Annotated in this window: 22 protein-coding genes and 1 riboswitch; of the genes, 16 read left to right on the forward strand and 6 right to left on the reverse strand. The window is 46.2% G+C overall.

Going from position 1 to position 23,905, the window contains the following annotated elements; genetic code table 11:
* The first annotated feature begins 178 nt into the window (after positions 1-178).
* From BC351_RS21795 to phoU, 5 genes are all read left to right on the forward strand, one after another.
* Positions 179-1,102 carry a phosphate ABC transporter substrate-binding protein gene (locus tag BC351_RS21795; protein WP_079414909.1) on the forward strand — a complete coding sequence of 308 codons (924 nt, stop codon included), beginning with the start codon at positions 179-181 and terminating at the stop codon, positions 1,100-1,102.
* 170 nt (positions 1,103-1,272) lie between these two features.
* Positions 1,273-2,208: a phosphate ABC transporter permease subunit PstC gene (pstC, locus tag BC351_RS21800; RefSeq protein ID WP_079414910.1), complete on the forward strand. Its 936-nt coding sequence runs from the start codon at positions 1,273-1,275 to the stop codon at positions 2,206-2,208.
* Complete coding sequence (gene pstA / locus BC351_RS21805; RefSeq protein WP_079414911.1) at positions 2,205-3,062, forward strand: phosphate ABC transporter permease PstA; 858 nt, start codon at positions 2,205-2,207, stop codon at positions 3,060-3,062. Before pstC ends, pstA begins: the two co-directional genes overlap by 4 nt.
* Positions 3,059-3,826 carry a phosphate ABC transporter ATP-binding protein PstB gene (pstB, locus tag BC351_RS21810; RefSeq protein ID WP_079414912.1) on the forward strand — a complete coding sequence of 256 codons (768 nt, stop codon included), beginning with the start codon at positions 3,059-3,061 and terminating at the stop codon, positions 3,824-3,826. The genes pstA and pstB overlap by 4 nt, the downstream gene beginning before the upstream one ends.
* A 23-nt stretch (positions 3,827-3,849) precedes the next feature.
* A complete protein-coding gene (gene phoU / locus BC351_RS21815) occupies positions 3,850-4,509 on the forward strand; it encodes a phosphate signaling complex protein PhoU (RefSeq protein ID WP_079414913.1) in 660 nt (219 codons plus the stop codon).
* 106 nt (positions 4,510-4,615) lie between these two features.
* Here the strand turns inward: phoU and BC351_RS21820 are convergent, their stop codons facing one another.
* Positions 4,616-6,217, reverse strand: a complete 1,602-nt coding sequence (locus tag BC351_RS21820) for a response regulator (protein ID WP_244209134.1) — start codon at positions 6,215-6,217, stop codon at positions 4,616-4,618.
* A 167-nt stretch (positions 6,218-6,384) separates the two neighbouring features.
* Between BC351_RS21820 and BC351_RS21825 the strand changes: the two genes are divergently transcribed.
* Positions 6,385-8,127, forward strand: coding sequence for a GGDEF domain-containing protein (locus tag BC351_RS21825; protein ID WP_158082186.1), 1,743 nt, complete (start codon positions 6,385-6,387; stop codon positions 8,125-8,127).
* A 9-nt stretch (positions 8,128-8,136) separates the two neighbouring features.
* On the opposite strand, the gene BC351_RS21830 is transcribed toward BC351_RS21825, so the two are convergent.
* Entirely contained in the window at positions 8,137-8,886 is a 750-nt protein-coding gene (locus tag BC351_RS21830) for an HAD family hydrolase (RefSeq protein WP_079414915.1), read from the reverse strand.
* A gap of 133 nt (positions 8,887-9,019) precedes the next feature.
* Here BC351_RS21830 and polA point away from each other — a divergent pair, with 133 nt between their 5' ends.
* From polA to BC351_RS21855, 5 genes are all read left to right on the forward strand, one after another.
* A complete protein-coding gene (gene polA, locus BC351_RS21835; protein WP_079415002.1) occupies positions 9,020-11,677 on the forward strand; it encodes a DNA polymerase I in 2,658 nt (885 codons plus the stop codon).
* 37 nt (positions 11,678-11,714) lie between these two features.
* Positions 11,715-12,575 (forward strand): DNA-formamidopyrimidine glycosylase, encoded by an 861-nt coding sequence (gene mutM / locus BC351_RS21840; RefSeq protein ID WP_079414916.1) that lies wholly within the window; start codon positions 11,715-11,717, stop codon positions 12,573-12,575.
* Between the two features lie 93 nt (positions 12,576-12,668).
* Positions 12,669-13,406 (forward strand): MntP/YtaF family protein, encoded by a 738-nt coding sequence (locus tag BC351_RS21845; RefSeq protein ID WP_079414917.1) that lies wholly within the window; start codon positions 12,669-12,671, stop codon positions 13,404-13,406.
* Between the two features lie 21 nt (positions 13,407-13,427).
* Positions 13,428-14,024, forward strand: coding sequence for a dephospho-CoA kinase (gene coaE / locus BC351_RS21850; RefSeq protein ID WP_079414918.1), 597 nt, complete (start codon positions 13,428-13,430; stop codon positions 14,022-14,024).
* The gene (locus BC351_RS21855) at positions 14,021-14,632 is read left to right on the forward strand and encodes a lytic transglycosylase domain-containing protein (RefSeq protein WP_079414919.1); all 612 of its coding nucleotides are present in this window, start codon (positions 14,021-14,023) and stop codon (positions 14,630-14,632) included. Before coaE ends, BC351_RS21855 begins: the two co-directional genes overlap by 4 nt.
* A 64-nt stretch (positions 14,633-14,696) precedes the next feature.
* Here BC351_RS21855 and BC351_RS21860 read toward each other — a convergent pair whose 3' ends face one another.
* Positions 14,697-14,921 carry an alpha/beta-type small acid-soluble spore protein gene (locus BC351_RS21860; protein ID WP_079414920.1) on the reverse strand — a complete coding sequence of 75 codons (225 nt, stop codon included), beginning with the start codon at positions 14,919-14,921 and terminating at the stop codon, positions 14,697-14,699.
* Between the two features lie 110 nt (positions 14,922-15,031).
* Between BC351_RS21860 and nrdR the strand changes: the two genes are divergently transcribed.
* Positions 15,032-15,490: a transcriptional regulator NrdR gene (nrdR, locus tag BC351_RS21865; protein WP_079414921.1), complete on the forward strand. Its 459-nt coding sequence runs from the start codon at positions 15,032-15,034 to the stop codon at positions 15,488-15,490.
* A gap of 203 nt (positions 15,491-15,693) precedes the next feature.
* Here the strand turns inward: nrdR and BC351_RS21870 are convergent, their stop codons facing one another.
* Entirely contained in the window at positions 15,694-15,885 is a 192-nt protein-coding gene (locus tag BC351_RS21870; protein WP_079414922.1) for a hypothetical protein, read from the reverse strand.
* Positions 15,886-15,931: 46 nt separating this feature from the next.
* Positions 15,932-16,027: riboswitch (cyclic di-GMP riboswitch) on the reverse strand.
* Between the two features lie 84 nt (positions 16,028-16,111).
* On the opposite strand from BC351_RS21870, the gene BC351_RS42360 reads away from it, so the two are divergent.
* On the forward strand, positions 16,112-16,282 hold the full coding sequence (locus tag BC351_RS42360) for a hypothetical protein (RefSeq protein ID WP_158082187.1): 171 nt from the start codon (positions 16,112-16,114) through the stop codon (positions 16,280-16,282).
* A 106-nt stretch (positions 16,283-16,388) separates the two neighbouring features.
* Here the strand turns inward: BC351_RS42360 and htpG are convergent, their stop codons facing one another.
* A complete protein-coding gene (gene htpG / locus BC351_RS21875; RefSeq protein WP_079414923.1) occupies positions 16,389-18,269 on the reverse strand; it encodes a molecular chaperone HtpG in 1,881 nt (626 codons plus the stop codon).
* A gap of 123 nt (positions 18,270-18,392) precedes the next feature.
* Positions 18,393-18,731, reverse strand: a complete 339-nt coding sequence (locus BC351_RS21880; protein WP_079414924.1) for a winged helix-turn-helix transcriptional regulator — start codon at positions 18,729-18,731, stop codon at positions 18,393-18,395.
* Between the two features lie 131 nt (positions 18,732-18,862).
* Here BC351_RS21880 and BC351_RS21885 point away from each other — a divergent pair, with 131 nt between their 5' ends.
* From BC351_RS21885 to cysI, 3 genes are all read left to right on the forward strand, one after another.
* The gene (locus BC351_RS21885) at positions 18,863-20,035 is read left to right on the forward strand and encodes an MFS transporter (RefSeq protein ID WP_079414925.1); all 1,173 of its coding nucleotides are present in this window, start codon (positions 18,863-18,865) and stop codon (positions 20,033-20,035) included.
* A gap of 248 nt (positions 20,036-20,283) precedes the next feature.
* Entirely contained in the window at positions 20,284-22,107 is a 1,824-nt protein-coding gene (locus tag BC351_RS21890) for an assimilatory sulfite reductase (NADPH) flavoprotein subunit (RefSeq protein WP_079414926.1), read from the forward strand.
* Positions 22,108-22,144: 37 nt separating this feature from the next.
* Positions 22,145-23,866, forward strand: coding sequence for an assimilatory sulfite reductase (NADPH) hemoprotein subunit (gene cysI, locus BC351_RS21895; RefSeq protein WP_079414927.1), 1,722 nt, complete (start codon positions 22,145-22,147; stop codon positions 23,864-23,866).
* Positions 23,867-23,905 lie beyond the last annotated feature (39 nt).

Genomic DNA, 23,905 nt, shown 5'->3' on the forward strand with positions numbered 1-23,905 from the left:
CCATATTTCTATCAGAAGGATATGAGAATAAAAGTTTTACATTACGTTTACGTTTCGTGGGTTTGGAATTTACATTTGATTGTTACCATAGGGAAGTAAGTTAGTGAGCCAGACAGAAGAGAACGGCGCAAAGCTAACTATAACCAGTAACATAAAATCAAAGGAGGACATGCTAACCATGTTCAAGTTCATGTCGAAAAAAGGAATTACATTATCACTTTCCGCGGTATTAATGATGGGGTCATTGGTCGGTTGCGGCGCAAAAACAGAGACGAAACCTGCAGCTTCCGCAACACCTGCTGCTAGCACAGCAGCTTCAGCTTCTGCGAAACCTACAGACGCTCCAAAAACAGAACTTAGCGGCACGGTAACAGCTTCCGGTTCCAGTGCACTTCTTCCTTTAGTGAAACAAGCGGCAACGGAATTTATGGAAAAGAACCCGAAAGTAACTATTAACGTTACAGCAGGCGGATCCGGTACAGGAATTAAAAACGTAGCTGACGGTACTTCTGACATTGGTAACTCCGATGTTGAGCCAGCTGCTGAATATAAAGATAAAGGTCTTGTTGACCACCAAGTAGCAATCGCACCTTTCGCATTCATCGTTAATAAAGACGTGAAAGTAGACAACGTAACTAAAGCACAAGCAGCTGACATCTACATGGGTAAAATCACGAACTGGAAAGAAGTTGGCGGCAATGACGCGAAAATCGTTCTTGTTCACCGTCCAGACAGCTCAGGTTCCCGTACACTTGTTAAACAAATTATTCTTGATGGCAAAGAATTCACAAAAGACGGTATCACACAAGAAAACAGTGGCGCTATGAAAACAGCGGTAGTTGGTCAATCCAGCTCCATTGGTTATGTGGATACGCCTTATATCGATGATACTGTAAAAGCATTGAAAATTGATGGTGTAGCTTTCTCCGAAGAAAACATCAAAAACGGTACTTATAAATTGTTTGGTGTTGAGCACATGTATACAAAAGGCGAAGCTAAAGATCCAGCTAAAGCTTTCATCGCTTACATCTCCAGCAAAGAATTCCAAGGCAAACAAGTTCGTGATTTGAAATTCTTGCCTGCTGATTTGCTCAAAAAATAATAAAAACTTCCAACAAGAGCGCTCGCAACATGGGGCGCTCTTTTTTTACGACAAAAATAAAACTTTTACATTCTCTTAACAATTCATTAACGATCCAATGACAATCGTAACCTATCCTAGAAGTAAGGTATGTAAGACATGCGTTTATTAATAGAAGGGGGATTAACCCATTGAATTCAGTAGCAGACAAACTAACAAGCACGAATTCGGAAAAGAGCCGTCCACTCGTTACCAAATGGACTCAAGGACAACATAGACAGGACAGCCTCATGCGTTGGGTGTTTGTTATAAGCGCTGCGCTTGTATCCGCGATTATTTTCTCCATTATTGTCTTCGTTGGTATGCAGGGAATTAAGACTTTTCAAGATGTAAGTCCATTAGAATTTTTCTTCTCCACTGATTGGACACCTGGCCAAAATAAATTCGGAGCTTTCCCTTTTCTATATAGCACATTGCTTATGACGCTGGTTTCCGTCGTGTTCTCGGTGCCATTAGCCTTATCCGGCGCCTTGTTCATGGCCAAAATTGCACCGAAATGGATGCGCGAAATCATGCGCCCTGCAACAGACTTATTTGTTGGAATTCCATCGGTCGTCTACGGTTTGATCGGGATGACGGTTATCGTTCCGGCTTTGGGCAAATTTACAGGCGGAATCGGTTACGGGATTCTACCAGCTTCTATTATCTTGGCGATTATGATTCTACCGACTATTCTCTCCATATCTGAAGATGCTATTCGAGCACTTCCTAGTCGTTTAGAGGAAGCTTCCCTTGCTTTGGGAGCAACACGGTGGCAAACGATGTGGCGCGTACTGCTGCCTGCAGCAAGACCGGGAATTCTAACGGCTATCATTCTTGGAATGGGCCGCGCAATCGGCGAGACAATGGCCGTGTTCATGGTGATCGGAAACTCGCCGCAAATGCCGAAATCCTTGCTTGATTCCACTACTGTGTTAACTACAGCCATCGTCAAAGATATGGGAAATACCAATTACGGCTCCGCTTGGAATAACGCGCTCTATTTAATGGCTTTGCTCCTACTGGTGATCTCCTTATCCTTAATTCTCATTATTCGTATCGTGGCCAAAAGGAGTGAACTGAAATGACAAGTAAAACAACTGATCGTATTGCGACATTTTACTTTTGGGCCGCAGGTATTTTGATCATTGCTATCTTGGCCTGGTTCCTTGTTCGTATATTAGGGGAAGGCGTACCGCATTTGTCCTGGCATTTCATCTTCGGCAAGTCCGAAGAGATCAAAGCAGGCGGCGGTGTAGGACCGCAATTGTTCAACTCTTTCTATGTCTTATTCTTGTCGTTATTAATTTCCATTCCGATCGGATTATTTTCAGGTATCTACTTAGCTATCTATGCCCAAAAGAATTGGTTTACGGATCTCGTCCGTATTTCCGTAGAAGCTTTATCCTCTGTGCCATCTATCGTTTTCGGATTGTTTGGATTTCTATTATTCGCCAATTTGCTTGGCTTGAAGTTCTCCATTATCGGCGGAGCGGCAACGGTTGCTCTACTCAATTTACCCGTCATGGTTAGGGTTACTGAAGAGTCCATACGAACAGTACCTGAGTCTTACTGGGAAGCAAGCTTGGCGCTTGGATCGACGAAATGGCAAGCCATCCGCAAAGTGCTGATTCCCGCGGCGCTGCCTAGCTTGATTACAGGCATTACCTTGATTGCAGGGCGCGCATTAGGGGAATCTGCGATTCTCATTTATACAGCCGGTCTATCGGTTTCCCGTTTCTTTCCGGATTTCAACCCGCTCAAAATGGGGGAGACGTTATCTGTCCATCTCTGGTACGTAGGGGCTGAAGCTCTTGTCCCGGACGCTAAGGAAATAGCCAAAGGCAGTGCCGCGCTGCTCCTGATCGTCGTATTAATTTTCAATTTGCTGGTTAGCATACCGAGCCGAATTCTACAAAAAAGACTTTCCGGGGGGAAATAAACGTGGCAACTAAACATAAAATTAAAGCAGATAAATTGAATTTATTTTACGGAGAAAATCACGCGCTGCATGATATCGAGCTGGCGATTGAAACAGGTACCATCGCGGCATTGATTGGTCCTTCCGGTTGTGGGAAATCGACCTTTCTGCGTACGCTGAACCGTATGAACGATTTGATTGACAGCGTGCGTATCACAGGCAATGTGGCTGTAGACGGTCATAACATTTATGGCTCCGATTCCGATGTCGTATCCTTGCGCAAGCGTGTCGGTATGGTTTTCCAACGTCCGAATCCGTTCCCGATGAGCATTTATGACAATATCGCCTACGGACCGCGCATTCATGGCACGAAGAAGAAAGCAGTTCTAGACGAAATCGTAGAACGTAGCCTAGTACAAGCAGCGCTTTGGGACGAAGTCAAGGATCGTTTGCACAAATCTGCTCTCGGACTATCCGGCGGTCAGCAGCAGCGTCTATGCATAGCGCGTTTGCTTGCGGTTGAACCGGACGTCTTGTTGATGGATGAGCCAACCTCTGCACTCGATCCCATTTCCACACTGAAGGTGGAAGAATTGACGCAAACATTGAAAGAGAAATATACGATCATTATCGTGACACACAACATGCAGCAGGCAGCGAGAATTTCCGATATGACCTCCTTCTTCTTGAATGGGTACTTAGTCGAAACTGACAAAACGGATAAAATTTTCACAAACCCGAATGATCAGCGTACGGAAGATTACATTACTGGAAGATTCGGCTAACCACATCGAAAGGGGACAAGCAAATGGACGCAAGACCAGGGTTTCATCAATCGTTGACACTTTTACAGAAAGAACTGCAGGATATGGGGGAAAGTGTAGAGAAATTGATTTACAAGTCGGTGGAGTCTCTGGCTAAGCTGGATGAGAAGGCTGCACTGCAAGTGATCAAGACGGATGACCTGATTGATGATTATCTAACGACAATCGATGAATTATGCCTGCGTTTAATTGCCTTGCAGCAGCCAATGGCAAGTGATTTGCGAATCATTGGAACAGCTCTGAAAATTGCTACGGATCTGGAACGCATCGCAGATCATGCCGTAGATATCGCCAAGATTACGATCCGCTTCGCGGGGGAAGAATTGGTGAAGCCGCTGGAAGTTATTCCACAAATGGCGGAGATCGCCATCGAAATGCTGCATGAAAGCCTTCTGTCCTACACAGAGCGCGACGTTCACAGAGCAGCATCACTGGCTGAGAAGGATGATCGTGTAGATAAGCTCTACAGCACGGTGATGCAGGAGTTAATGGGGCTGATGAGCTCGGATTACAACCGCAACCGCCAATTGACTCATTTGTTGTTTGTAGCTCATTTCTTGGAGCGCGTCGCAGATCATACGACCAATATCGGTGAAGGTGTCATCTATATGGTGACAGGCAAACGTAAAGATTTGAACGTGTAGTTTCATAAGTTCCTAAGTTCCATCAGCAAAACAGCTGCATCGAGTTAGCACAAAAACCTTCAAATCCACGTATCTGGATTTGAAGGTTTTTGTGTCTATGGGCACTTCATTCCGGAGAATTCGGAAGCGGAAAACGAATATAAAAGGTTGTCCCACTCGAGCTGGTTTGAACTTCAATGGAAGCATGATGCCTCGCGGCGATGCTGTAGCAGATGGCTAAGCCGAGCCCGGTTCCTTCGTCCTTGGTCGTGAAGAAGGGCCTGCCAAGCTTCTCCAGATGATGCTCATCAATGCCTGTCCCTTCATCGCCGATGAGGAGGACAACATGGTCTTGTTCCTGGTAGGTTTGAAGGTGCAATTTACCACCCACATGCATAGCTTCCAAGCCGTTCATGCACATATTCAATATGAGCTGGCGCATCTCTTTGTCATCAAGCTGAATATCTGGACAGGGAGCGAATTCATAGTGGACATGCTTGCCGGACATGACGGCTTCCGCTTGGATGAGAGGCAGCAGCATTTCGATGATTCGATTAATATTTTCTGCTTGTTGATGGGATTGTTTATTTTTGGCGAGTGATAAATATTCGGTAATAATTTCGTTAGCGCGGTCCAACTCTTCCAGCATGATAGGGATATATTGTTTTTGCATATTTCGATCGTTCTCACGAAATAACTGAAGGAAGCCGCGAATGGTCGTCATGGGGTTGCGAATTTCATGGGCAATTCCAGCAGCCATTTCACCTACCAAGTTCAATTGCGCAAGCCGTGCCATTTCTGTTTCGAATCGTAAGCTTTCGGTGATATCCACGGCAACTTGCAGCATGCAGCTTTCATTTTCGATATCGATGATTTCCGTGGAAAGCAGGGCAGTTCGAACTTCTTTTGATTTCGTTTCGTATTTCACTTTGCAATTATGGATCACTTCATCGCTGGAGACATAGTCTCCTTGCTCTGTTCGCAAGAGATTCAGCTTCGTACCCAGAATTTCATCGCCATATCCTGTGTATTGTTTCCAGCTTTCGTTAATTTCCAGATACGTGAGGTCAGGCAGACGCCGAATGGCCATTAAGGAAGGCGAGAGCATAAACATTTTTTTGAAATGTTCTTGAGATTTCAACAGTTTCTCGTGGGCATCAACCAATTCGGAGGTGCGTTCTTCTACCCATTGCTCCAAAAGGACATTCTGCTGCTTCAATTTCTCATCGGCTTCAGCCAGCTTGCGATTGGTCTCTTCGAGATCTAAGGTTCGCTTATGTAAGAGTTCGCTTTGTGCTTTGATTTTCTGATGATTCAAGTGCATATTGACGAAGGCATCGACTTTTTTGCGCAGCATTTCGGGATGGACGGGCTTGAATAAGTAGTCGATGGATCCGACATGGTAGCCCTTCAACACATGCTCGATCGACGTGCTAAGCGCTGTTAGAAAGATGATAGGAATATCTTGGCAAGCTTTGCGCTGCTTAATTAATTCGACTGTTTCAAAGCCGCTAAGCCCGGGCATCTGTACGTCCATCAAAATCACAGCAATATGATCGGCAGGTTCCTTTAATAAATAGCGCAGGACTTCCTCGCCGGATTGTAAACAAATAACTTCATAGTGCGAAGAAGCCAGAATACTGCTTAGAGCCAGTAAGTTCTCGTAGCGGTCATCTACCGCCAAGATTTTGACCTGGTGTTCCATTTCAAATCCTTTCCGTGCTGGCATATGCCGACTAAGCACCTAGCGATTCTCCCTTTTCTTTTCGTGGAAAAGATGAAATTACCTCTTTTTTTATTGAAGTCTTTACAAAGATTTTACATAAGGTTAATAAAGGAAGCTATTTGGTTTGTTAGACTAGCGTTATACGTAATAACAAACAAGGGATGATGGACATGAGTGCTCAGTCAGACGTGTTGGAACAGTATCATAAGATGATTAAGGAGCAGCTCCTTTATTCCGTCTATCAACCGATTGTTTCCTTGCAGGATGGTCAAGTAATGGGGTATGAAGCTTTAATTCGAGGCCCGAAGGAAAGTCCGTTTCACTCCCCGCTAGCCATGTTCCAATTTGCCGAGCAGCAAGGCGAACTTTATACACTTGAACAGTTGGCGCGCGAGAAAGCTATTCAAGGATCTATTTTGGAGCATCCGAAGCAGCTCTTATTTATTAATATTTCTTCGCAAGTCTTGTACGATCCTGGATTTGTTCCCGGTAAGACTCTTGAAATATTGCAGAATCACGGTCTCAGTCCGAACAATGTCGTCTTTGAAATCACGGAAAGAAGCTCGATTGAGGATTTCTCTCTGGCTAAGAAGATTCTCGAGCATTACCGCAAACAAGGATACCGGATTGCCATTGACGATGCAGGAGCGGGATATTCCTCTTTGCAAGCAATTGCCGAGCTGCAGCCTGATTTTATCAAAATCGACAGGTCGCTGATAGAAAATATACATAAAAGCAAAGTGAAAGAGTACATTCTCGAAACCTTCGTTACGTTTGCGCTGAAAATGAATATCTCTCTTATTGCTGAAGGCATCGAGCATGAGGATGAACTGATTAAATTAACCCGGCTCGGTGTCCATTACGCGCAAGGGTTTTTGTTAGGTAAACCGAATGAAGCTGCTGCTAAGCTGGCGGACAATTTGAGCATGTTAATCTGGCAGCATCGCAAAGTGCAAGGCGGCAGCATGACATGGAACATTGGAGACTTGAGCACCCCTGTTCAAGTATTTGACAAGAGGGTGCTGATTTCAGTTGTAGCGGACCATTTCAAGAAACATCAAGAAGCTGTTGGTGTGGTCATTGTGGATGAGGACGTACCGGTGGGTCTTGTGATGCGTGAACGCCTATTTCAGCACTTGGCCGGGCAATATGCGTTTTCCTTGTTCTGGAATCGTACGATCGACGGGATCATGGACGAAGCGCCGCTTATCGTGGACGAGTTCACCTATGTCGAGCAGGTTTCTCAGATGGCGACTTCTCGCTCCATTCATCATTTGTATGATCTTGTGATCATTACAAGCCATGGCAAAATGGCAGGCGCGGCTTCGATTCGGACGATCCTTGAGAGCATTACGAATGTGCGGATGGAATCTGCGCGTGTAGCGAACCCGCTGACTGGACTTCCGGGCAATCTGCAAATTAATCGGGAATTGAATAAACGGATCAGCGACAGCAAGCCATTCCATGTGGTGTATGCGGATCTGGATTACTTCAAATGGTTCAACGATCGGTTTGGTTTTCAAAAAGGGGATCAATTGATTCAATATACAGCGGATGTCATGCAGCAAGCCATCGCTGTTTGCGGAACGCCGTATGATTTTGTGGGGCATGTGGGGGGCGACGATTTTATCGCGATTTCTGGAACGCAGGCACCGGAGCAATTGTGCAAGGAGATGATTCGCCGATTTGAACAAGGTGTCCAGATGTTCTATGAAGAGGAGGAATGGGAGTACGTGTGGGATCGGAGCGGGAATAAAGTGAAGAGCGAGGGAGTCACATTGTCCCTTTCGCTTGTCGTATGCAGTTGTGAATCTCCCATTTCACTCGAACACATTTCACACACAGCGGCGCTTCTTAAGAAGAAAGCCAAAGCGCATCAAGGCAGTATTTATTATTTTCAAAATATTGGCTAGCAAACTTACTTAGAAAGTGTACACCAACTGTTTAAAAGAACGAATAATAATGACCTTCTGCTTTCCGATTCGGCGCTCGGATATTTTTTTGATATTCCCGGGATGTATCCAGATCGCGTCCATGCCGCTTGAGGCAGCCCCTACCACATCATTACGCCACGAATTGCCAACCATCACACATTGGTTAGGAACCGCGTTCATCGATTTCAAGGCACGTTCGAAGATCGCTGGGTGCGGTTTACGCGGACCATCCTTCTCTGAGCTGAATAAACGCTCTTGGTCAATCCAAGGGGTTAGTTTCATTTTCTCCAAATTGTTTTGCAGCCGCCTTCGATTTCCATTACTGATGATCGCAAGCTGATAGTTTTGAGACAGGGCATCCAGCGTGTCTTCCACACCGGGGAAGAGCGCGACAAAGTGATCCTCCTGTTCTTCAACCTGTTCAAAAAAAGCGCGCGTAAAAGCAGGATTAACGCTTACGGGCAAAGCATGGAGTGCTTTGCGCAAGCAGATGTGGCGCAGCTCATCCGGTGAAATTGGGCTTCGAATCGGTGCCTTTCGGTGACGGCTCCATTCCATCTTGTAGCTTTGCAGCACATCTTGAGCGGAGAAGAGCGATTCGTCCGGCTCCCACCTCGCCGTGTAGTCGTTCATAACTTCCAGGAATGCCGAATCAAAGCACTGTCTACGATCCAGTATCGTATTATTCATATCAAAAAAGATGACCTTTTTGCGTGCTGGTGAGAAAAAAGGGCTCATACGGAGAACCTCCTTCTGAAGTCCTGGCCATCGAATCATGCCTTCCTTTTATGTTTATGTGCGGAACCGTTTTTTTATTTTAATTTCGTATGCTATGATGAAGGAAGTATGTCAAAAATCGGGGTGCGAACTTATGGATAAGCTTATTATTATTGATGGTAACTCTATTGCGAATCGAGCGTTCTATGCCTTGCCGCTGCTCAGCAATTCCAACGGCTTGCATACGAATGCTGTGTATGGCTTTACAACGATGCTGCTCAAATTGATTGAAGAGGAAAAACCGACACATTTTCTCGTTGCTTTTGATGCGGGGAAAATTACGTTTAGACATAAAGAATATGCCGAATACAAAGGTGGACGCGCCAAAACGCCGCCAGAGCTTTCCGAGCAGTTTCCATTGATCAAAGAGCTTCTGACGGCTTTCAAAATTCCGCAGTTCGAGCTTTCGGGCTATGAAGCCGATGATATTATCGGGACTTTGACCAAAGCCGCTGATGAGAAGGGAGAGAAAGTACTGCTCGTCTCCGGAGATAAGGATATGCTGCAGCTAGCTTCCGACCATGTCACTGTTGCGATTACCCGCAAAGGGATTAGCGAGGTTGAGCTGTACAATCCGCAAGAAATCAAAGAGAGATATGGCCTCACCCCTGGGCAAATCATTGATCTTAAAGGGTTAATGGGCGATACCTCGGATAATATTCCGGGCATACCTGGCGTTGGGGAGAAAACGGCACTGAAAATGCTTCACGAGTATGGTTCCGTGGAAGAAGTGCTGGCGAATTCGGCTAATCTGAAAGGCAAAATGAAGGAGAAGGTCGAAGAGCACGCGAAAGACGCGATAATGAGTAAAGAGCTCGCGACAATTTTCCGTGAAGTACCGATGGAAACGCAGTGGGATACGTTCCGTTATGACGGCTTTGATGGACAAGCTTTGTCAGGCATGTTCCGCAAATTAGAATTTAAATCACTGCTGGAGAAGATGGATTTCGGTCCTGGGGCTGTCAACGAGGAACAGGTTGAGACTCTGGAAGCTGTAGCTGTCTCAGAGGAGAATCTGGGAGAGCTGATCGCCAAACTCACGGATAGCGCTGCAATTCATGTAGAGGCTGTAGGCGAGAATCCGCATCAAGCCTCACTTGTCGGTGTGGTCTGGTTTGTTGATGATGGCGCCGCGAATGTCTCCTACTATGTACCGTCTGAGCTTCTCAAGAGTGCTGCCGGGGAGCCGCTGCGCGTTTGGCTTGGCGATGAAGCCAAGAAAAAGCAGCTCTTCGACCTCCACCGTGCACGGTTAGTGTTGGCATGGCAAGGCATCACGCTCGCGGGCGTGGATTTCGACGCACTCTTGGCCGCTTATTTGCTCGATCCGACGGAATCGAATCTCAGCTTGAGCGGTCTGACCTTCAAGTACGGGCTGCCTGGCGTTAAGACCGACGAAGAAGTATTCGGCAAAGGAGCGAAGTTCCGCCTGCCTGACCTTGCCGCGCTTAGCGACCACTTGGGCCGCAAAGCGATGGCGATTGCGCGCATCGTACCGGTGTTGCGCGATGAACTCGAGAAGAGTGAGATGCAAAGCCTCTTCTACGAGCTTGAGCAGCCCCTTGCAGGCGTGCTTGCGGAGATGGAGCTGCGCGGCATCCATGTGGATGCCGAAGGCCTTAAAGCGCTTGGTGTCGAGCTTGTGAAGCAGCTGGACACGATCATGACCAGCATCTACAAGCTGGCTGGCGTCGAATTCAACATCAACTCGCCGAAGCAGCTCGGCGAGATCCTGTTCGAGAAGCTGGGGCTGCCAGCTTGGAAGAAGACCAAGACCGGCTACTCGACCGATGCCGAGGTGCTGGAGCGTCTTGCGCCCTACAACGAAATCGTAGGGCAGATCCTGCACTACCGTCAGCTCGCGAAGCTGCAATCGACATATGTCGAGGGGCTGCTGAAAGAGGTGCGGCCGGAGACCGGCAAGGTGCACACCTATTACCGGCAGACCATTGCCGCCACAGGCCGGCTCAGCAGCCAGTTCCCGAACCTCCAGAACATCCCGATTCGTCTGGAGGAAGGTCGGAAGATCCGCAAGGTCTTCGTTCCATCCGAGCCTGGATGGTACATTCTTGCTGCGGATTACTCGCAGATCGAGCTGCGCGTGCTTGCGCACATCTCGCAGGATGAGAAGCTGAAGGAAGCGTTCCTTCAGAACATGGACATCCACACGAAGACGGCGATGGACGTCTTCGGCGTGGCGGAGAGCGCTGTTGACGCCAACATGCGCCGTCAAGCCAAAGCCGTTAACTTCGGCATCGTTTACGGGATCAGCGACTATGGCTTGTCGCAGAACTTAGATATTACCCGCAAGGACGCAGCGCAATTCATTGAACAATATTTCGCTGTCTTCCAAGGGGTTCGCAAATATATGGACGATATCGTGAAGGACGCTCGCCGAGATGGGTATGTCACCACCTTGCTGCAGCGCCGCCGTTATCTTCCAGAGATTACGGCTTCGAACTTCAATCTGCGCTCCTTTGCAGAACGCACGGCGATGAATACGCCGATTCAAGGGACGGCGGCTGACATTATCAAGCTTGCGATGGTGCAGATGGCCGACCGCTTGAAGCAAGAAGGGCTGAAGAGCCGCATGCTGCTGCAAGTTCACGATGAGCTCGTCTTCGAAGTTCCGGAAGAGGAGCTGGAGACGATGCGCCGCATCGTTCCTGAAGTGATGGCGGCTGCCCTTCAGCTGGACGTTCCGCTTAGTGCGGACGTTGATTTCGGCCTTACTTGGTATGATGCCAAGTAAGCTGCTTACAACCAACTCATAAAAGAGGTGAACATCCGTGCCTGAACTACCCGAAGTCGAAACGGTCAAACGGACGCTGAACAATTTAATCACCGGAAAAACGATTGCGCAGGTTCAGGTCAGATTGCCGCGCATTATCCAGAAACCGGATGATATCCAGCTTTTTGAAGTGCTGCTGCAAGGACAAACGATTGAAAGCATTGAGCGTCGCGGGAAGTTTCTGCGATTCATCCTGACCGATTATGTTATGGTCTCTCATTTGCGTATGGAAGGCCGATATGGGGTGTATGACACGAGCGATCCGCTCGAGCTTCATACCCATGTCTTATTCCGATTCACAGACGACAGCGAGCTCCGCTACAAAGATGTTCGCCAGTTTGGAACGATGCATCTATTCCCCAGAGGAGAAGAGCTTACACAGCCTCCGCTCCATAAGCTGGGCCTGGAGCCGCTGGATGAAGGCTTTACCTTCGAAGCTTTCCGTGACCGGATTGCTCATCGGTCCACGAAGATTAAGCCGCTGCTGCTGAATCAAGAATATATTGTTGGCATCGGGAATATTTATGTAGACGAGTCTCTATTTCTGGCGGGCATTCATCCAGAAAGGGAAGCTTCGTCGCTCAGCAAGAAGGAGCTCATGCTGCTTCACGCTGCGATTATTAAGACACTAGCGGATTCCGTGGAAGTTGGAGGATCTTCGATTAAATCGTATGTGAACGGACAAGGTGAAATTGGCATGTTCCAGCACCAGTTGAACATTTACGGCCGACAGTCGCAAGCCTGCAACAAATGCGGAACAGAGATCTACAAAACGGTTGTTGGCGGCAGAGGCACACATATCTGCCCCGTCTGTCAGCCGCTCAAACGTCAGAGGATTCGAAAGAAGTTAGAGAAGTAGGCACGTGAAGTGCACCCTCTCCATATGATAAGGAGTACTTAGCCCAGATAAACACGGCTGTGTTTGCGGGGTAACACTCTTAGGAGGGGTATTATGCTTCCTGTACTTTCTTTGCTCATTTTGGCTTTTGCTGTTTCGTTGGACGGTTTCGGTGTTGGTGTGATGTATGGGCTGCGCAAAATACGTATTCCGTTCCTATCCATTGGTATTATATCGCTATGGTCTGGTATCATTATTTACTGTTCAATGCAAATTGGCGTGCTGATGTCCTCTTTCCTGTCACCGATGGTTGCTCAGCGTATCGGTGCGCTCATCTTGATTGGAATAGGCGTCTGGGCGTTAGTCCAAATGAGACAACGGAAGTCCTTGGAGCAGCAAGATGCCGGGAAGACGTTGGATCAAGTATCTGTGAGCAGTATTCAACCACATCAAGCTGCAAATTCAGCTGAAGCTTCCGAGCTTATTGCGTTGGACACACTGCAAAGAACAAAAGAGATTCTGAATATTGAATTGAAACGCTTTGGTCTCGTTATTCAAATTTTGAGAACACCGTCGATTGCAGATGTCGACAAATCCGGGAATATTTCGGCTTCAGAAGCGACGCTGCTGGGGCTTGCTCTTTCACTGGATGCCTTTGGTGCCGGGATTGGCGCGGCTTTAATTGGTTTTGTCCCTCTCATGACGGCTTCGGTGATCTCTATCTCCAGCGGTTCTTTTATTGCCTTAGGCTTAAGAGTTGGATTTCGTTATGCAGAGATGAATTGGATGAAGAAGTTGTCGATTCTCCCAGGATGTGTACTTATTCTGATGGGCTTATTGAAAATGTTATAGTCGAATTAGGAGAGAATGGTCATGAATATCGGGTTAACAGGAGGAATCGCTTGCGGCAAAAGCACGGTTAGTGCCATGCTGGTTAGCCGCGGCGCTCTATTGGTAGATGCGGATCAAATTGCCCGCGATGTTGTCGAGCCCGGCAGCCCTGTTCTTGAACAGGTTGCAGCCCACTTTGGACAAGCTGTTCTACACCCAGATGGTTCTCTTCATCGCAAGAAGCTAGGCGAGATCATCTTTGGTCAGACAGAAGCGCGGAAACAGCTCGAAAGTTTATTGCACCCCCCTATCCGGAAGCAAATGCGGGAACAGATGGAAGCCTACGAGAAGCAATTTCCGAATAAGCTTGTTGTCGTTGATGTCCCTTTATTGATAGAATCTAATTTAAGCTATATGTTTGAAGAGGTCTTGGTCGTATATGTGCCCCGTCACATCCAACTGGAACGGCTTATGCAAAGAGACGGGCTAACGGAGCTGGAAGCTAACAAAAGGATTAATGCGCAAATGCCCATTGAAGAGAAGCGAAGTTTGGCGAATATTGTTGTCGACAACAGCGGATCTTGGGAAGAAACCAATGCCGAGGTGGAGCGATTTTGGCAGGAGAAGGGGCTCTCATGACGTTTTTGCGCAAAAAACGTGTTTTTGCCCTTTTGCTTATTGGTTTTCTTCTCGTCCTCTTTATGAATAGCTCTTTTATAGGAAGAAAGCTGTATCCCATCTACTTTGAGCAGGAAATCAAGCAGAGCGCGGCGAAACATAAGGTAGATCCTTTTCTTATTGCCGCTATCATCCGCGTAGAAACGAACTACAGGCATCATCTGGAGTCCAAAAAAGGGGCTCTGGGTCTTATGCAGCTTATGCCGGATACGGCCGATTGGATTGTGCAATCGACGAATCTGGAGCCGCATGCGCAAGAAGATTTGCTTAAAGTGGATGTGAACATCAATCTAGGATCTTGGTATTTGAGTTGGCTCAATAAGCATTACAATGGAAATCTGTTCTATACGATTGCGGCTTACAATGCGGGGCAAGGTAACGTGAATAAGTGGAAGCAAAATGACATTTGGGATGGCTCCCAAGCGAATATTAATCAAATTCCATTCGGAGAAACGCGTCATTACGTTTCGCGTGTCTTATATTATTACGAAAAATATACGAACCTCTACTCTGACCGATGGGGCACAGAGGGCTCCGCATCCGTACAAAACAAAGAAGCATTGGACTAGCTCCTTTTGGGGGCCTAAAGTCCAATACTTCCTGTTTGGCAGATTCAGAAGCTAATCTTCAAGATTACTTGAATTGACCAGCCAAAGATTGTTCTGCGATTTGTACCAGGCGACGAGTAATGTGACCACCGATGGCACCAGTGTCACGAGTAGCCATATTACCGTAGTATCCATCTTGTGGGATAGAGATACCTAGCTCTTGAGCTACTTCGTATTTTAACTGATCCAACGCTGCGTTAGCTTGAGGAACGACTAAAGTGTTGCTGCTGCGGGATTGTCCTGCGCTCATGTCTGTTCACCTCCTTGTCGGTTGGTACTAGTATTGTGCGCAGAACTTCAAACTTCATAACTTGTAACATATGGTAATCCTGCAAACCCAAGAGAAAGGAGTGATAGCGAATGAAGTGTCCGTTCTGTGACTATTCCGGTACGAAAGTGCTTGATTCCCGTTCAGCCAATGAAAATAAATCAATCCGTCGGCGTCGCGAGTGTGAGAAATGCGCAAGAAGATTCACGACTTTTGAGATGGTGGAAGAAACTCCGCTTATTGTGATTAAAAAGGATGGAAGTCGGGAAGAATTTAGTCGAGAGAAGATCATGAGAGGCCTGATTCGTGCTTGTGAGAAGCGACCTGTTTCGATGGAGAGACTGGAAATGGTCGTGTCTGAAGTCGAAATGCAGCTGCGCACCACAGCTCATGCCGAAGTTGAAAGTTTGGGCATTGGAGAAATCGTAATGGAGCAATTGTATCCCGTCGATGAAGTGGCGTACATTCGCTTCGCCTCCGTCTATCGACAGTTCAAAGACATTAATATGTTTTTGAAAGAGCTTACGCAAATCTTGGGAAAGAACGATTAGCGGAATACGCTGAGAGGCATACGTTTTGTACATATAATCACGAAATTTGACAGAAAATAAAAAAAAGACAGCGGATTTTCCGTTGTCTTTTTTTGTTTATGCCCTGTAAATGCTGGCATTCCGTGAGTTAGCGAGGTTTGAAAAAAAATAATTTATCAGACATCAACCGACTGTATTTTTGTATGCTTTGATGCATAATTCTTTTATTGAGTACGATTGTCCAACTCGCTTCGCAGAAAATGAATAAATCGAATAGCTTCCTCGGGTGACAGAATGTTGTTATCAAACTTAAAGGAGAACATATTCAGAATATCGTCTTCCGGAAGATGTAAATTGTCAATCAATTGTTTAACGTCTAAACTCATTGTCCCATCTACCATAATTTTTTCTACCATCTTTTATCTCCTCCTAATGCTTCTCTATGAATCGGACGGAGGCTATACCGGTAGCTGGCTGACATTTTGAGCATTGGATAATGCCAATTTAGTCCCTATAGCTTTGCGTCACCACTTTTCAATGGTTTTGCCTTTATCGTACCGATTCATGCTTGTATCAAAACTATATCACATTTACGGATCACGTATCCATTAATTACATTTATTCGAAGGATGGTTGAAGCAAATGTCCGTCAAGTCCAATCAAATTCCAAGCATTTCTTATGAGTTAGACATTGTTAAGGTTGCTTATTTTCTCGGAATTGATCATGTTCGTCTATTGGCTTATGTCTATGCAAATGCTGAAACGATGAAAAGCTGCGATGAAAAGGATATTTCTCCCGATATTCAGGGGTGATGGGCCGTGAAAAGAGGATTGTAAAAAAAGAACCCTGATTCACATGTTCATTCACATGGAAGCCAAGGTTCTTTTGTGCTTGATAGATCTAAATTTAAGTCAAGGCTTAAACCATGATTTTACAAATATCGTTCGTAAATTCTACGGGATCCTGCAAAGGCAAGCCTTCGATTAAGAGCGCTTGGTTGTAGAGAAGAGCCGTATAGAGGTTCAGCTTCTCTTTATCTTTGGCAAGAGCGTCCTTCAGCGAAGCAAACACTTCATGATGAACGTTGATTTCGAGCACTTTCTCGGCTTTTACATTCGGATTGTTTGGCATCGCATTTAATATTTTTTCCATCTCAATGGTGACATCGCCATCTGTGGATAAGCAGACCGGGTGTGTTTTCAACCGTTTGGATGCTTTCACATTGGATACTTTGCCAGACAACAAGTTCGTCATGTATTCGAAAAGCTCTTTGTTCTCATTTTTGTCAGACTCGGTTTCGGTTTCTTTGTCATCCGCTTCAATGCCAAGATCACCGCTGGATACGGATTTAAACTCTTTTTCTTTGTAGGTCATAATCATTTTGATCGCGAACTCATCGATATCATCGGTGAAATACAAGTATTCATAGCCTTTTTCAGAAACAATCTCTGTTTGTGGAAGTTTGTCAATACGTTCGATCGATTCTCCGGAAGCGTAATAAATATACTTTTGATCTTCTGGCATTCTAGCGATATATTCATCCAGCGTAACGAGTTTTTTCTCCTTGGAGGAGTAGAACATCAACAGGTCTTGCAGGACTTCCTTATGGGTTCCGTAGTCGCTGTAGACGCCGAATTTCAGTTGACGGCCGAAAGCCTTGTAGAACTGCTCGTATTTCTCTCTTTCGTCCTTCAGCAAGCTTTGCAGCTGGCCTTTGATTTTGCTTTGAATATTTTTGGCGATCAGCTTCAGTTGGCGGTCATGCTGGAGCATCTCTCTGGAGATGTTCAGGGACAAGCTTTCGGAATCGACCATACCCTTCACGAAGCTGAAGTAGTCAGGAAGCAGGTCCGCGCATTTGTTCATGATCAGAACGCCATTCGCATAGAGCTCCAAACCTTTCTCAAACTCTTTGGAGTAATAATCGTAAGGCATATTTTCCGGGATAAAGAGGATCGCTTGATAAACTACAGCACCGTCGGCACTAACATGAATATGCTTCAGCGGCTTGTCGAAGCCATAATGCTTCTCATTATAGAACTTCTCATAATCTTCCGGCGTGAGCTCGCTTTTGTTTTTGCGCCAGATCGGCACCATGCTGTTCACATGCTGCTCTTCCTCGTAATCCTCGAACTCGCTTTCACTGCCTTCTTTCAGTCGTTTGCCGGCAATGTCCATTTTAATTGGATAACGAATGAAGTCGGAGTATTTTTTGATGATTGCCTTCAAGCGATACTCGTCCAAATATTCATCATAATTGTCATCTTCGGTATTTTCTTTAATCTTCAAGACGATTTCTGTACCAACGGTATCTTTCTCACAAGTCTCGATGGTATACCCGTCAGCGCCCGTAGATTCCCATTTGTAAGCCACATCGCTGCCAAGGGCTCTACTTGTCACTGTTACGAGATCAGCGACCATGAAGGCGGAATAGAAGCCTACACCGAACTGTCCGATAATGTTGTGACCTTCTTTGGATTCGTTTTCTTTCTTGAAAGCCAGTGATCCGCTCTTCGCAATGATCCCCAGATTATTTTCTAAATCTTCCTTGGTCATCCCAATTCCTGTATCGCGTATCGTTAACGTGCGGTTTGCTTTGTCGGCAGCCACTTTAATGAAATAACTATCTTTGTCGAAGACTAACGCATCGTCGGTTAAAGCTTTGTAATAAATTTTGTCAATGGCATCGCTGGCATTGGAGATGAGCTCTCTAAGAAATATCTCTCTTTGGGTGTAAATGGAGTTGATCATCATTTCCAATAGACGCTTGGATTCAGCCTGAAATTGTTTCTTTTCCACGGGGAGATCTCCTTTCGAATTTGAACGATGGACTATGTTCATAAGTTCATGCCTAGAACGGCGTTAGCACTCTCTTACTTCGAGTGCTATTCAATAATTTTATAACATTGTTACATTATTATGTCAAATGAATTGCGTAGAATCTCCCCATTTAAGTGCCCATTTTTCCATTTCCTTCAATGAAGATTGAAAATCTGCCCCTTTTTCCGTTAAAGAATATTCTACGGACACGGGCACGGTAGGAAAGACATCGCGATGGACGATGCCATTTTTCTCCAAATGACGAAGAGCGTCGGTTAAGGATTGCGTCCTAACGATGACCAGATCGCGATGGAGTTGTTGGAAACGTCTTGGGCCTTTGGCCAGTTCGGCAATGACTAAGAAAGACCACTTGGCTCCTAAAATTTGCAGCACCGAACAGATCGGAGAGGAGTTTTGTTCTTCTTTTTGCATGTTTTCCATGTTCATCTCACCTACTTACTATTGTATAGTTAGTCAAAATATTTGGATAAAGACCATTTAATTTGCCTTCTTACGTAAAGTATGCCTCTTCATTATAATACATTCAAGAGAAGTTGAGGAGGATGATAAGGATGAATCGATTAACGATTTATGTGCTTACGATTGGGGTATTTTTAACAGCTACGGCCGAATTGGTTGTGTCTGGCATTCTTGCTTATATTGCTGAAGATCTGCAAATATCCTTAGCATTAGCCGGGCAATTAATTACGGCGTATTCCTTATCCTTTGCGATAGGAACACCCATTTTGGTCGCTCTGACAGCACGAATCGGTCGTAGGAAGGTATTGCTTGGCTCGCTGTTTGTTTTTATTATAGGAAGCTTGCTGTCTGCTCTCAGTACGACCATTGTATCATTAATGATAACCCGAGCGGTGCTAGGAATGAGCGCAGGCGTCTATTTCGTCACTGTTTTCGGTGCTGTTGCTAGGCTAGTTGTTCCTGAGAAGTTAGGCAGTGCGATTGGCGCCATCGTTCTTGGATTTAGCACTGCGATGATTTTGGGCGTACCTATTGGAATCCTAATATCGAAGTGGTTGAATTGGCAGTCTATTTTTATCATGCTGAGTGTGCTGAGCGCATTGATTGCCTTTGTCATCTATCGACTTGTACCGGAAGTCGAAGGGGATGAGCCAATTTCTTTTATGAAACAATTTAAAGTCGTAGGCAGCTTCGCCATTGTAAGCGGACTGTTCATTACGATTTTCAAAGAATCGGGAAGCTCGATTGTATTTACTTATATGACCCCATTCATGCAAGATGTCTTGGAGATCAAAGCAACTGCAATCAGCCTTATTATGCTTGTACTTGGTATTGTTGGCGCCATCGGATCTAGGTTGGGAGGGTACAGTGTTGATAAATGGGGAGCTGCCCGTGTGATTACCTTAAGCTTAATTGTTCAAATTTCTGCTGTAGCCTTGTTACCAATTAGTGCAGAGTCGAGAACGCTCAGCCTAGTATTCATCGGTTTTATCGTTTTATCAATGTTTGTCAGTGGTCCTGCTGTGCAAAGCTACTTTATTCAGCAAGCCCCACAATCCGCTAACCTTGTTCTTAGCTTGAATACTTCCATCGTGCATGTAGGTTTGGCAGCTGGAGCCGGGGCAGGAGGCTACTTGTTGAAATCGACTTCAACACTGCTGTATCATCCATGGTTGGCAGGAGTTGTGCTTCTGCTGGGATTAGCTGCAGCTATGATTAGTTTCTACCCTAGGCACAATCGCCAGGCCAAATTGTCTGCCAAATAAGATGGTTTAGCGAGACATAACGATCTGTTATAATAGGCTGGACAGACATCGGATCGATAGATAAGCTGGCTGGAGGCCTACCAAAGCCTATCTTTTGGGGACGAAAGTCCTTTATCAGGATTACTGATAGATCTTATAAATTCATTCTAATTGACCTGATCACTCAGCCATGATAGGTTCAGGTGAGTGAATATATTGAGGTATGTTTAGGGGTTCATATCAATGCAGGCTATGAGAGGTGGATATTCTTGGAATTTCAAGTAACAAACAGTCCTTTTAATCAGGAACAAGTAGAATTGCTTAACCGTCTACTTCCTACGCTAACAGATACACAACGGATCTGGCTAAATGGGTATCTTGCGGCTACCCAAGGATCAGCAGCCGCCGCTTCAGTGGGAGCAGCTCCAGTGGCGACAGCAGCAGCGAACGCTCCGGTCATCTCCAAAGAGGTAACGGTGCTTTTCGGATCACAGACCGGCAAATCACAAGGTTTAGCGAAGAAGGTTACCAAGAAGCTGGAAGAAATCGGCTTTCAAGTATCCCTTTCCTCGATGTCTGATTTCAAACCTAACAATTTGAAAAAAATTCAAAACTTGCTTGTCCTCGTAAGTACTCATGGAGAAGGAGATCCGCCGGATAACGCCATTTCTTTCTATGAGTTTATAAATAGCAAAAGAGCACCGCAATTGGACGATTTGCGCTTTTCTGTCCTCTCGCTCGGAGACACCTCGTATGAGTTCTTCTGTCAAACCGGTAAGGATTTCGATAAAAGGTTGGAAGAGCTGGGCGGCAAACGCATTTCCCCTCGTGTCGACTGCGACGTAGATTTCGATGAGCCTGCTGCCGAATGGATCAATTCCGTTCTGAGTTCTTTGAGTGAAGCTTCAACCGTTGCTGTCACAGCAATTGGAGCAGGAGCGGCAGTCACTCCCGGGGCTGAATCGGAATATTCCAGAACGAATCCATTCCAAGCGGAAGTTCTTGAGAATTTAAACTTGAATGGCCGTGGGTCAGATCGCGAAACACGACACCTTGAGATCTCCTTGGAAGGCTCCAACCTTCAATATGAACCCGGCGATTGCATCGGCATCTATCCGGAGAATCACCCGCGTCTTGTAGACGAATTAATCGAAGCTATGGGATGGAAATCCGATGAGCTTGTTACCATAAATAAAAATGGCGAACAGCGTGCGCTGCGTGAGGCATTGCTTCGCAATTACGAAATTACCGTGCTGACCAAGCCGTTATTGGAGCAAGTCGCTAAGCTTACTTCCAATACAGGTTTGCAGGAGCTGACAGCGGCAGGACACGAGCAAGATCTGAAGACTTATCTCGTTGGCCGCGATCTGCTTGACTTGGTGCAGGATTATTCCTTAAAAGGGACTCCTGCTGCTGAATTTGCAGCCATCCTTCGGAAAATGCCTGCTCGCCTGTATTCCATTGCCAGCAGCTTCAAAGCATTCCCGGATGAAGTACATGTGACAGTCCGCACGGTGCGTTATGAAGCGCAAGGAAGAGAACGCTACGGAGTATGCTCCGTTCAACTCGCAGAACGTATCAAGGCTGGCGAAACGCTGCCGGTTTATATTCAAAACAACCCGAACTTCAAGCTTCCAGAAAACCCGGAAACGCCAATTATCATGATCGGTCCAGGCACGGGAGTTGCTCCATTCCGAGCTTTCCTAGGCGAACGTGAGGAAATTGGAGCCGAAGGCAAATCGTGGCTTTTCTACGGCGATCAACATTTCTCAACTGACTTCCTTTATCAGATCGAATGGCAGAAGTGGCTTAAGAATGGTGTATTGACACGTATGGACGTTGCGTTTTCCCGTGATACCGACCAGAAGGTATATGTACAGCATAGAATGCTCGAGAAGAGCGCGGAGCTTTACAAATGGCTTCAAGAAGGCGCGTGCGTATATGTGTGCGGAGACGAAAAGAAAATGGCGCATGATGTGCATGCAACCTTAGCGACGATCATTGAACAAGAGGGCAGCTTCAGTCCTGAAGAAGCAGCAGAATATTTAACCCGTATGCAACAGCAAAAACGTTATCAAAGGGATGTTTACTAAGCGTATCCCAGCGATCGCGAGAGGAGTAAGGCCGACAATGTCAGATAACAATTTACTTTCACCTAATAGTGCGCCGCACAGTGATGTAGAAGAGATCAAAATTAGAAGCAATTACCTGCGAGGCAGCCTTGAAGAAACGCTAAAAGACGCCATCACGGGTTCGATTCCTGAAGACGACAATCGCTTGATGAAATTCCATGGAAGCTACATGCAGGACGATAGAGATCTTCGCAATGAGCGTCAAAAGCAGAAGCTGGAGCCTGCTTACCAGTTCATGCTGCGCGTACGTGCAGCTGGCGGAATCGTTACTCCGGAGCAATGGCTAATGATGGATCGCGTAGCACAGAAATATGCGAACGGAACGATTCGCCTGACAACGCGCCAATCTTTCCAATTGCATGGTGTGCTGAAATGGAATATGAAGAAAACAATTCGTGAAGTGAACGATGCCTTGCTTAGCACATTAGCGGCTTGCGGCGACGTGAACCGCAACGTGATGTGCAATCCGAATCCGTTTCAATCCGATGTTCATGCCGAAGTTTACGAATGGGCTAGCCGCGTGAGCAACCATCTCGATCCTCACACCAAAGCTTATCATGAGATTTGGCTCGATGGCGAGAAAGTCGTGGACAGCTTGGATGGCGTAGAACAAGAGCCGATCTACGGTCATGTCTACCTGCCGCGTAAGTTCAAAATCGGTGTAGCCGTACCGCCTTCCAACGATGTCGATGTCTTCTCCCAGGATCTGGGCTTCATTGCTATCGTAGAAAATGGACGTTTGGTAGGCTTTAACGTATCTGTTGGCGGCGGCATGGGGATGAGTCATGGCGATACCTTGACTTACCCGCAAGTTGCGCAAGTGATCGGCTTCATCAAGCCTGAGCAAATGATTGATTTGGCCGAGAAAACGGTTATGATTCAGCGTGATTATGGTGATCGTTCGGTACGTAAGCATGCTCGGTTTAAATATACGATTGATGACCGCGGCATCGATTGGTTCATTGGCGAGCTAACGGCTCGTTTGGGCTGGAAGCTGGAGGCAGCGCGCCCTTACCATTTTGATAACAATGGTGATCGTTATGGCTGGGTCAAAGGAAGCAACGGCAAATGGCATTACAACCTGTTCATCCAGAACGGCCGTGTGAAAGACGAAGACAATTTCTACCTGATGACAGGGCTTCGTGAGATTGCCAAAATCCATACAGGAGACTTCCGTCTTACCGCGAATCAGAACTTGATTATCGGAAACGTCAGCTCTCAAAAGAAAAAGAAAATTGAAGAACTGATTAACGAATATGGCTTAACGGATGGGCAGCATTATTCTGCACTGCGGAGAAGCTCTATGGCTTGCGTTGCCTTCCCAACCTGTGGCCTGGCTATGGCTGAATCGGAGCGTTACTTGCCTACGCTGATCGACAAGATTGAACCGATGCTGGAAGAAGCGGGTCTGCGTGATAAGGAAATTGTTATCCGTATGACCGGGTGCCCGAATGGTTGCGCTCGTCCGATGTTGGCGGAAATCGCGTTCATTGGCAAAGCGCAAGGCAAATACAATATGTATTTGGGTGGCGGCCATAACGGAAGCCGATTGAATAAGCTGTACAAAGAAAATATCGGAGAAACTGAGATTCTCGATTCCTTGAGACCGATTGTTAATCAATATGCGAAAGAACGTCTGGACAGCGAGCACTTTGGCGATTTCGTCATCCGTGCCGGTTATGTCAAAGAAGTTCGCTCCGGTCAGGATTTCCATTCTTAATTCCATTTAAATCTTGCTCATATACGAAAAACCTTCAGA

This window comes from Paenibacillus ferrarius (assembly GCF_002027705.1).
Lineage (GTDB): Bacteria > Bacillota > Bacilli > Paenibacillales > NBRC-103111 > Paenibacillus_E > Paenibacillus_E ferrarius.

Excerpts from the sequence above, each read along its gene's own strand:
- BC351_RS21795 (WP_079414909.1), top strand. The coding sequence starts at position 179 with ATGTTCAAGTTCATGTCGAAAAAAGGAATTACATTATCACTTTCCGCG.
- pstA (WP_079414911.1), top strand. The coding sequence starts at position 2,205 with ATGACAAGTAAAACAACTGATCGTATTGCGACATTTTACTTTTGGGCC.
- phoU (WP_079414913.1), top strand. The coding sequence starts at position 3,850 with ATGGACGCAAGACCAGGGTTTCATCAATCGTTGACACTTTTACAGAAA.
- BC351_RS21820 (WP_244209134.1), bottom strand. The coding sequence starts at position 6,217 with ATGCCAGCACGGAAAGGATTTGAAATGGAACACCAGGTCAAAATCTTG.
- BC351_RS21825 (WP_158082186.1), top strand. The coding sequence starts at position 6,385 with ATGAGTGCTCAGTCAGACGTGTTGGAACAGTATCATAAGATGATTAAG.
- BC351_RS21830 (WP_079414915.1), bottom strand. The coding sequence starts at position 8,886 with ATGAGCCCTTTTTTCTCACCAGCACGCAAAAAGGTCATCTTTTTTGAT.
- polA (WP_079415002.1), top strand. The coding sequence starts at position 9,020 with ATGGATAAGCTTATTATTATTGATGGTAACTCTATTGCGAATCGAGCG.
- BC351_RS21845 (WP_079414917.1), top strand. The coding sequence starts at position 12,669 with ATGCTTCCTGTACTTTCTTTGCTCATTTTGGCTTTTGCTGTTTCGTTG.
- coaE (WP_079414918.1), top strand. The coding sequence starts at position 13,428 with ATGAATATCGGGTTAACAGGAGGAATCGCTTGCGGCAAAAGCACGGTT.
- BC351_RS21855 (WP_079414919.1), top strand. The coding sequence starts at position 14,021 with ATGACGTTTTTGCGCAAAAAACGTGTTTTTGCCCTTTTGCTTATTGGT.
- BC351_RS21860 (WP_079414920.1), bottom strand. The coding sequence starts at position 14,921 with ATGAGCGCAGGACAATCCCGCAGCAGCAACACTTTAGTCGTTCCTCAA.
- nrdR (WP_079414921.1), top strand. The coding sequence starts at position 15,032 with ATGAAGTGTCCGTTCTGTGACTATTCCGGTACGAAAGTGCTTGATTCC.
- BC351_RS21870 (WP_079414922.1), bottom strand. The coding sequence starts at position 15,885 with ATGGTAGAAAAAATTATGGTAGATGGGACAATGAGTTTAGACGTTAAA.
- BC351_RS42360 (WP_158082187.1), top strand. The coding sequence starts at position 16,112 with ATGTCCGTCAAGTCCAATCAAATTCCAAGCATTTCTTATGAGTTAGAC.
- BC351_RS21880 (WP_079414924.1), bottom strand. The coding sequence starts at position 18,731 with ATGGAAAACATGCAAAAAGAAGAACAAAACTCCTCTCCGATCTGTTCG.
- BC351_RS21885 (WP_079414925.1), top strand. The coding sequence starts at position 18,863 with ATGAATCGATTAACGATTTATGTGCTTACGATTGGGGTATTTTTAACA.
- cysI (WP_079414927.1), top strand. The coding sequence starts at position 22,145 with ATGTCAGATAACAATTTACTTTCACCTAATAGTGCGCCGCACAGTGAT.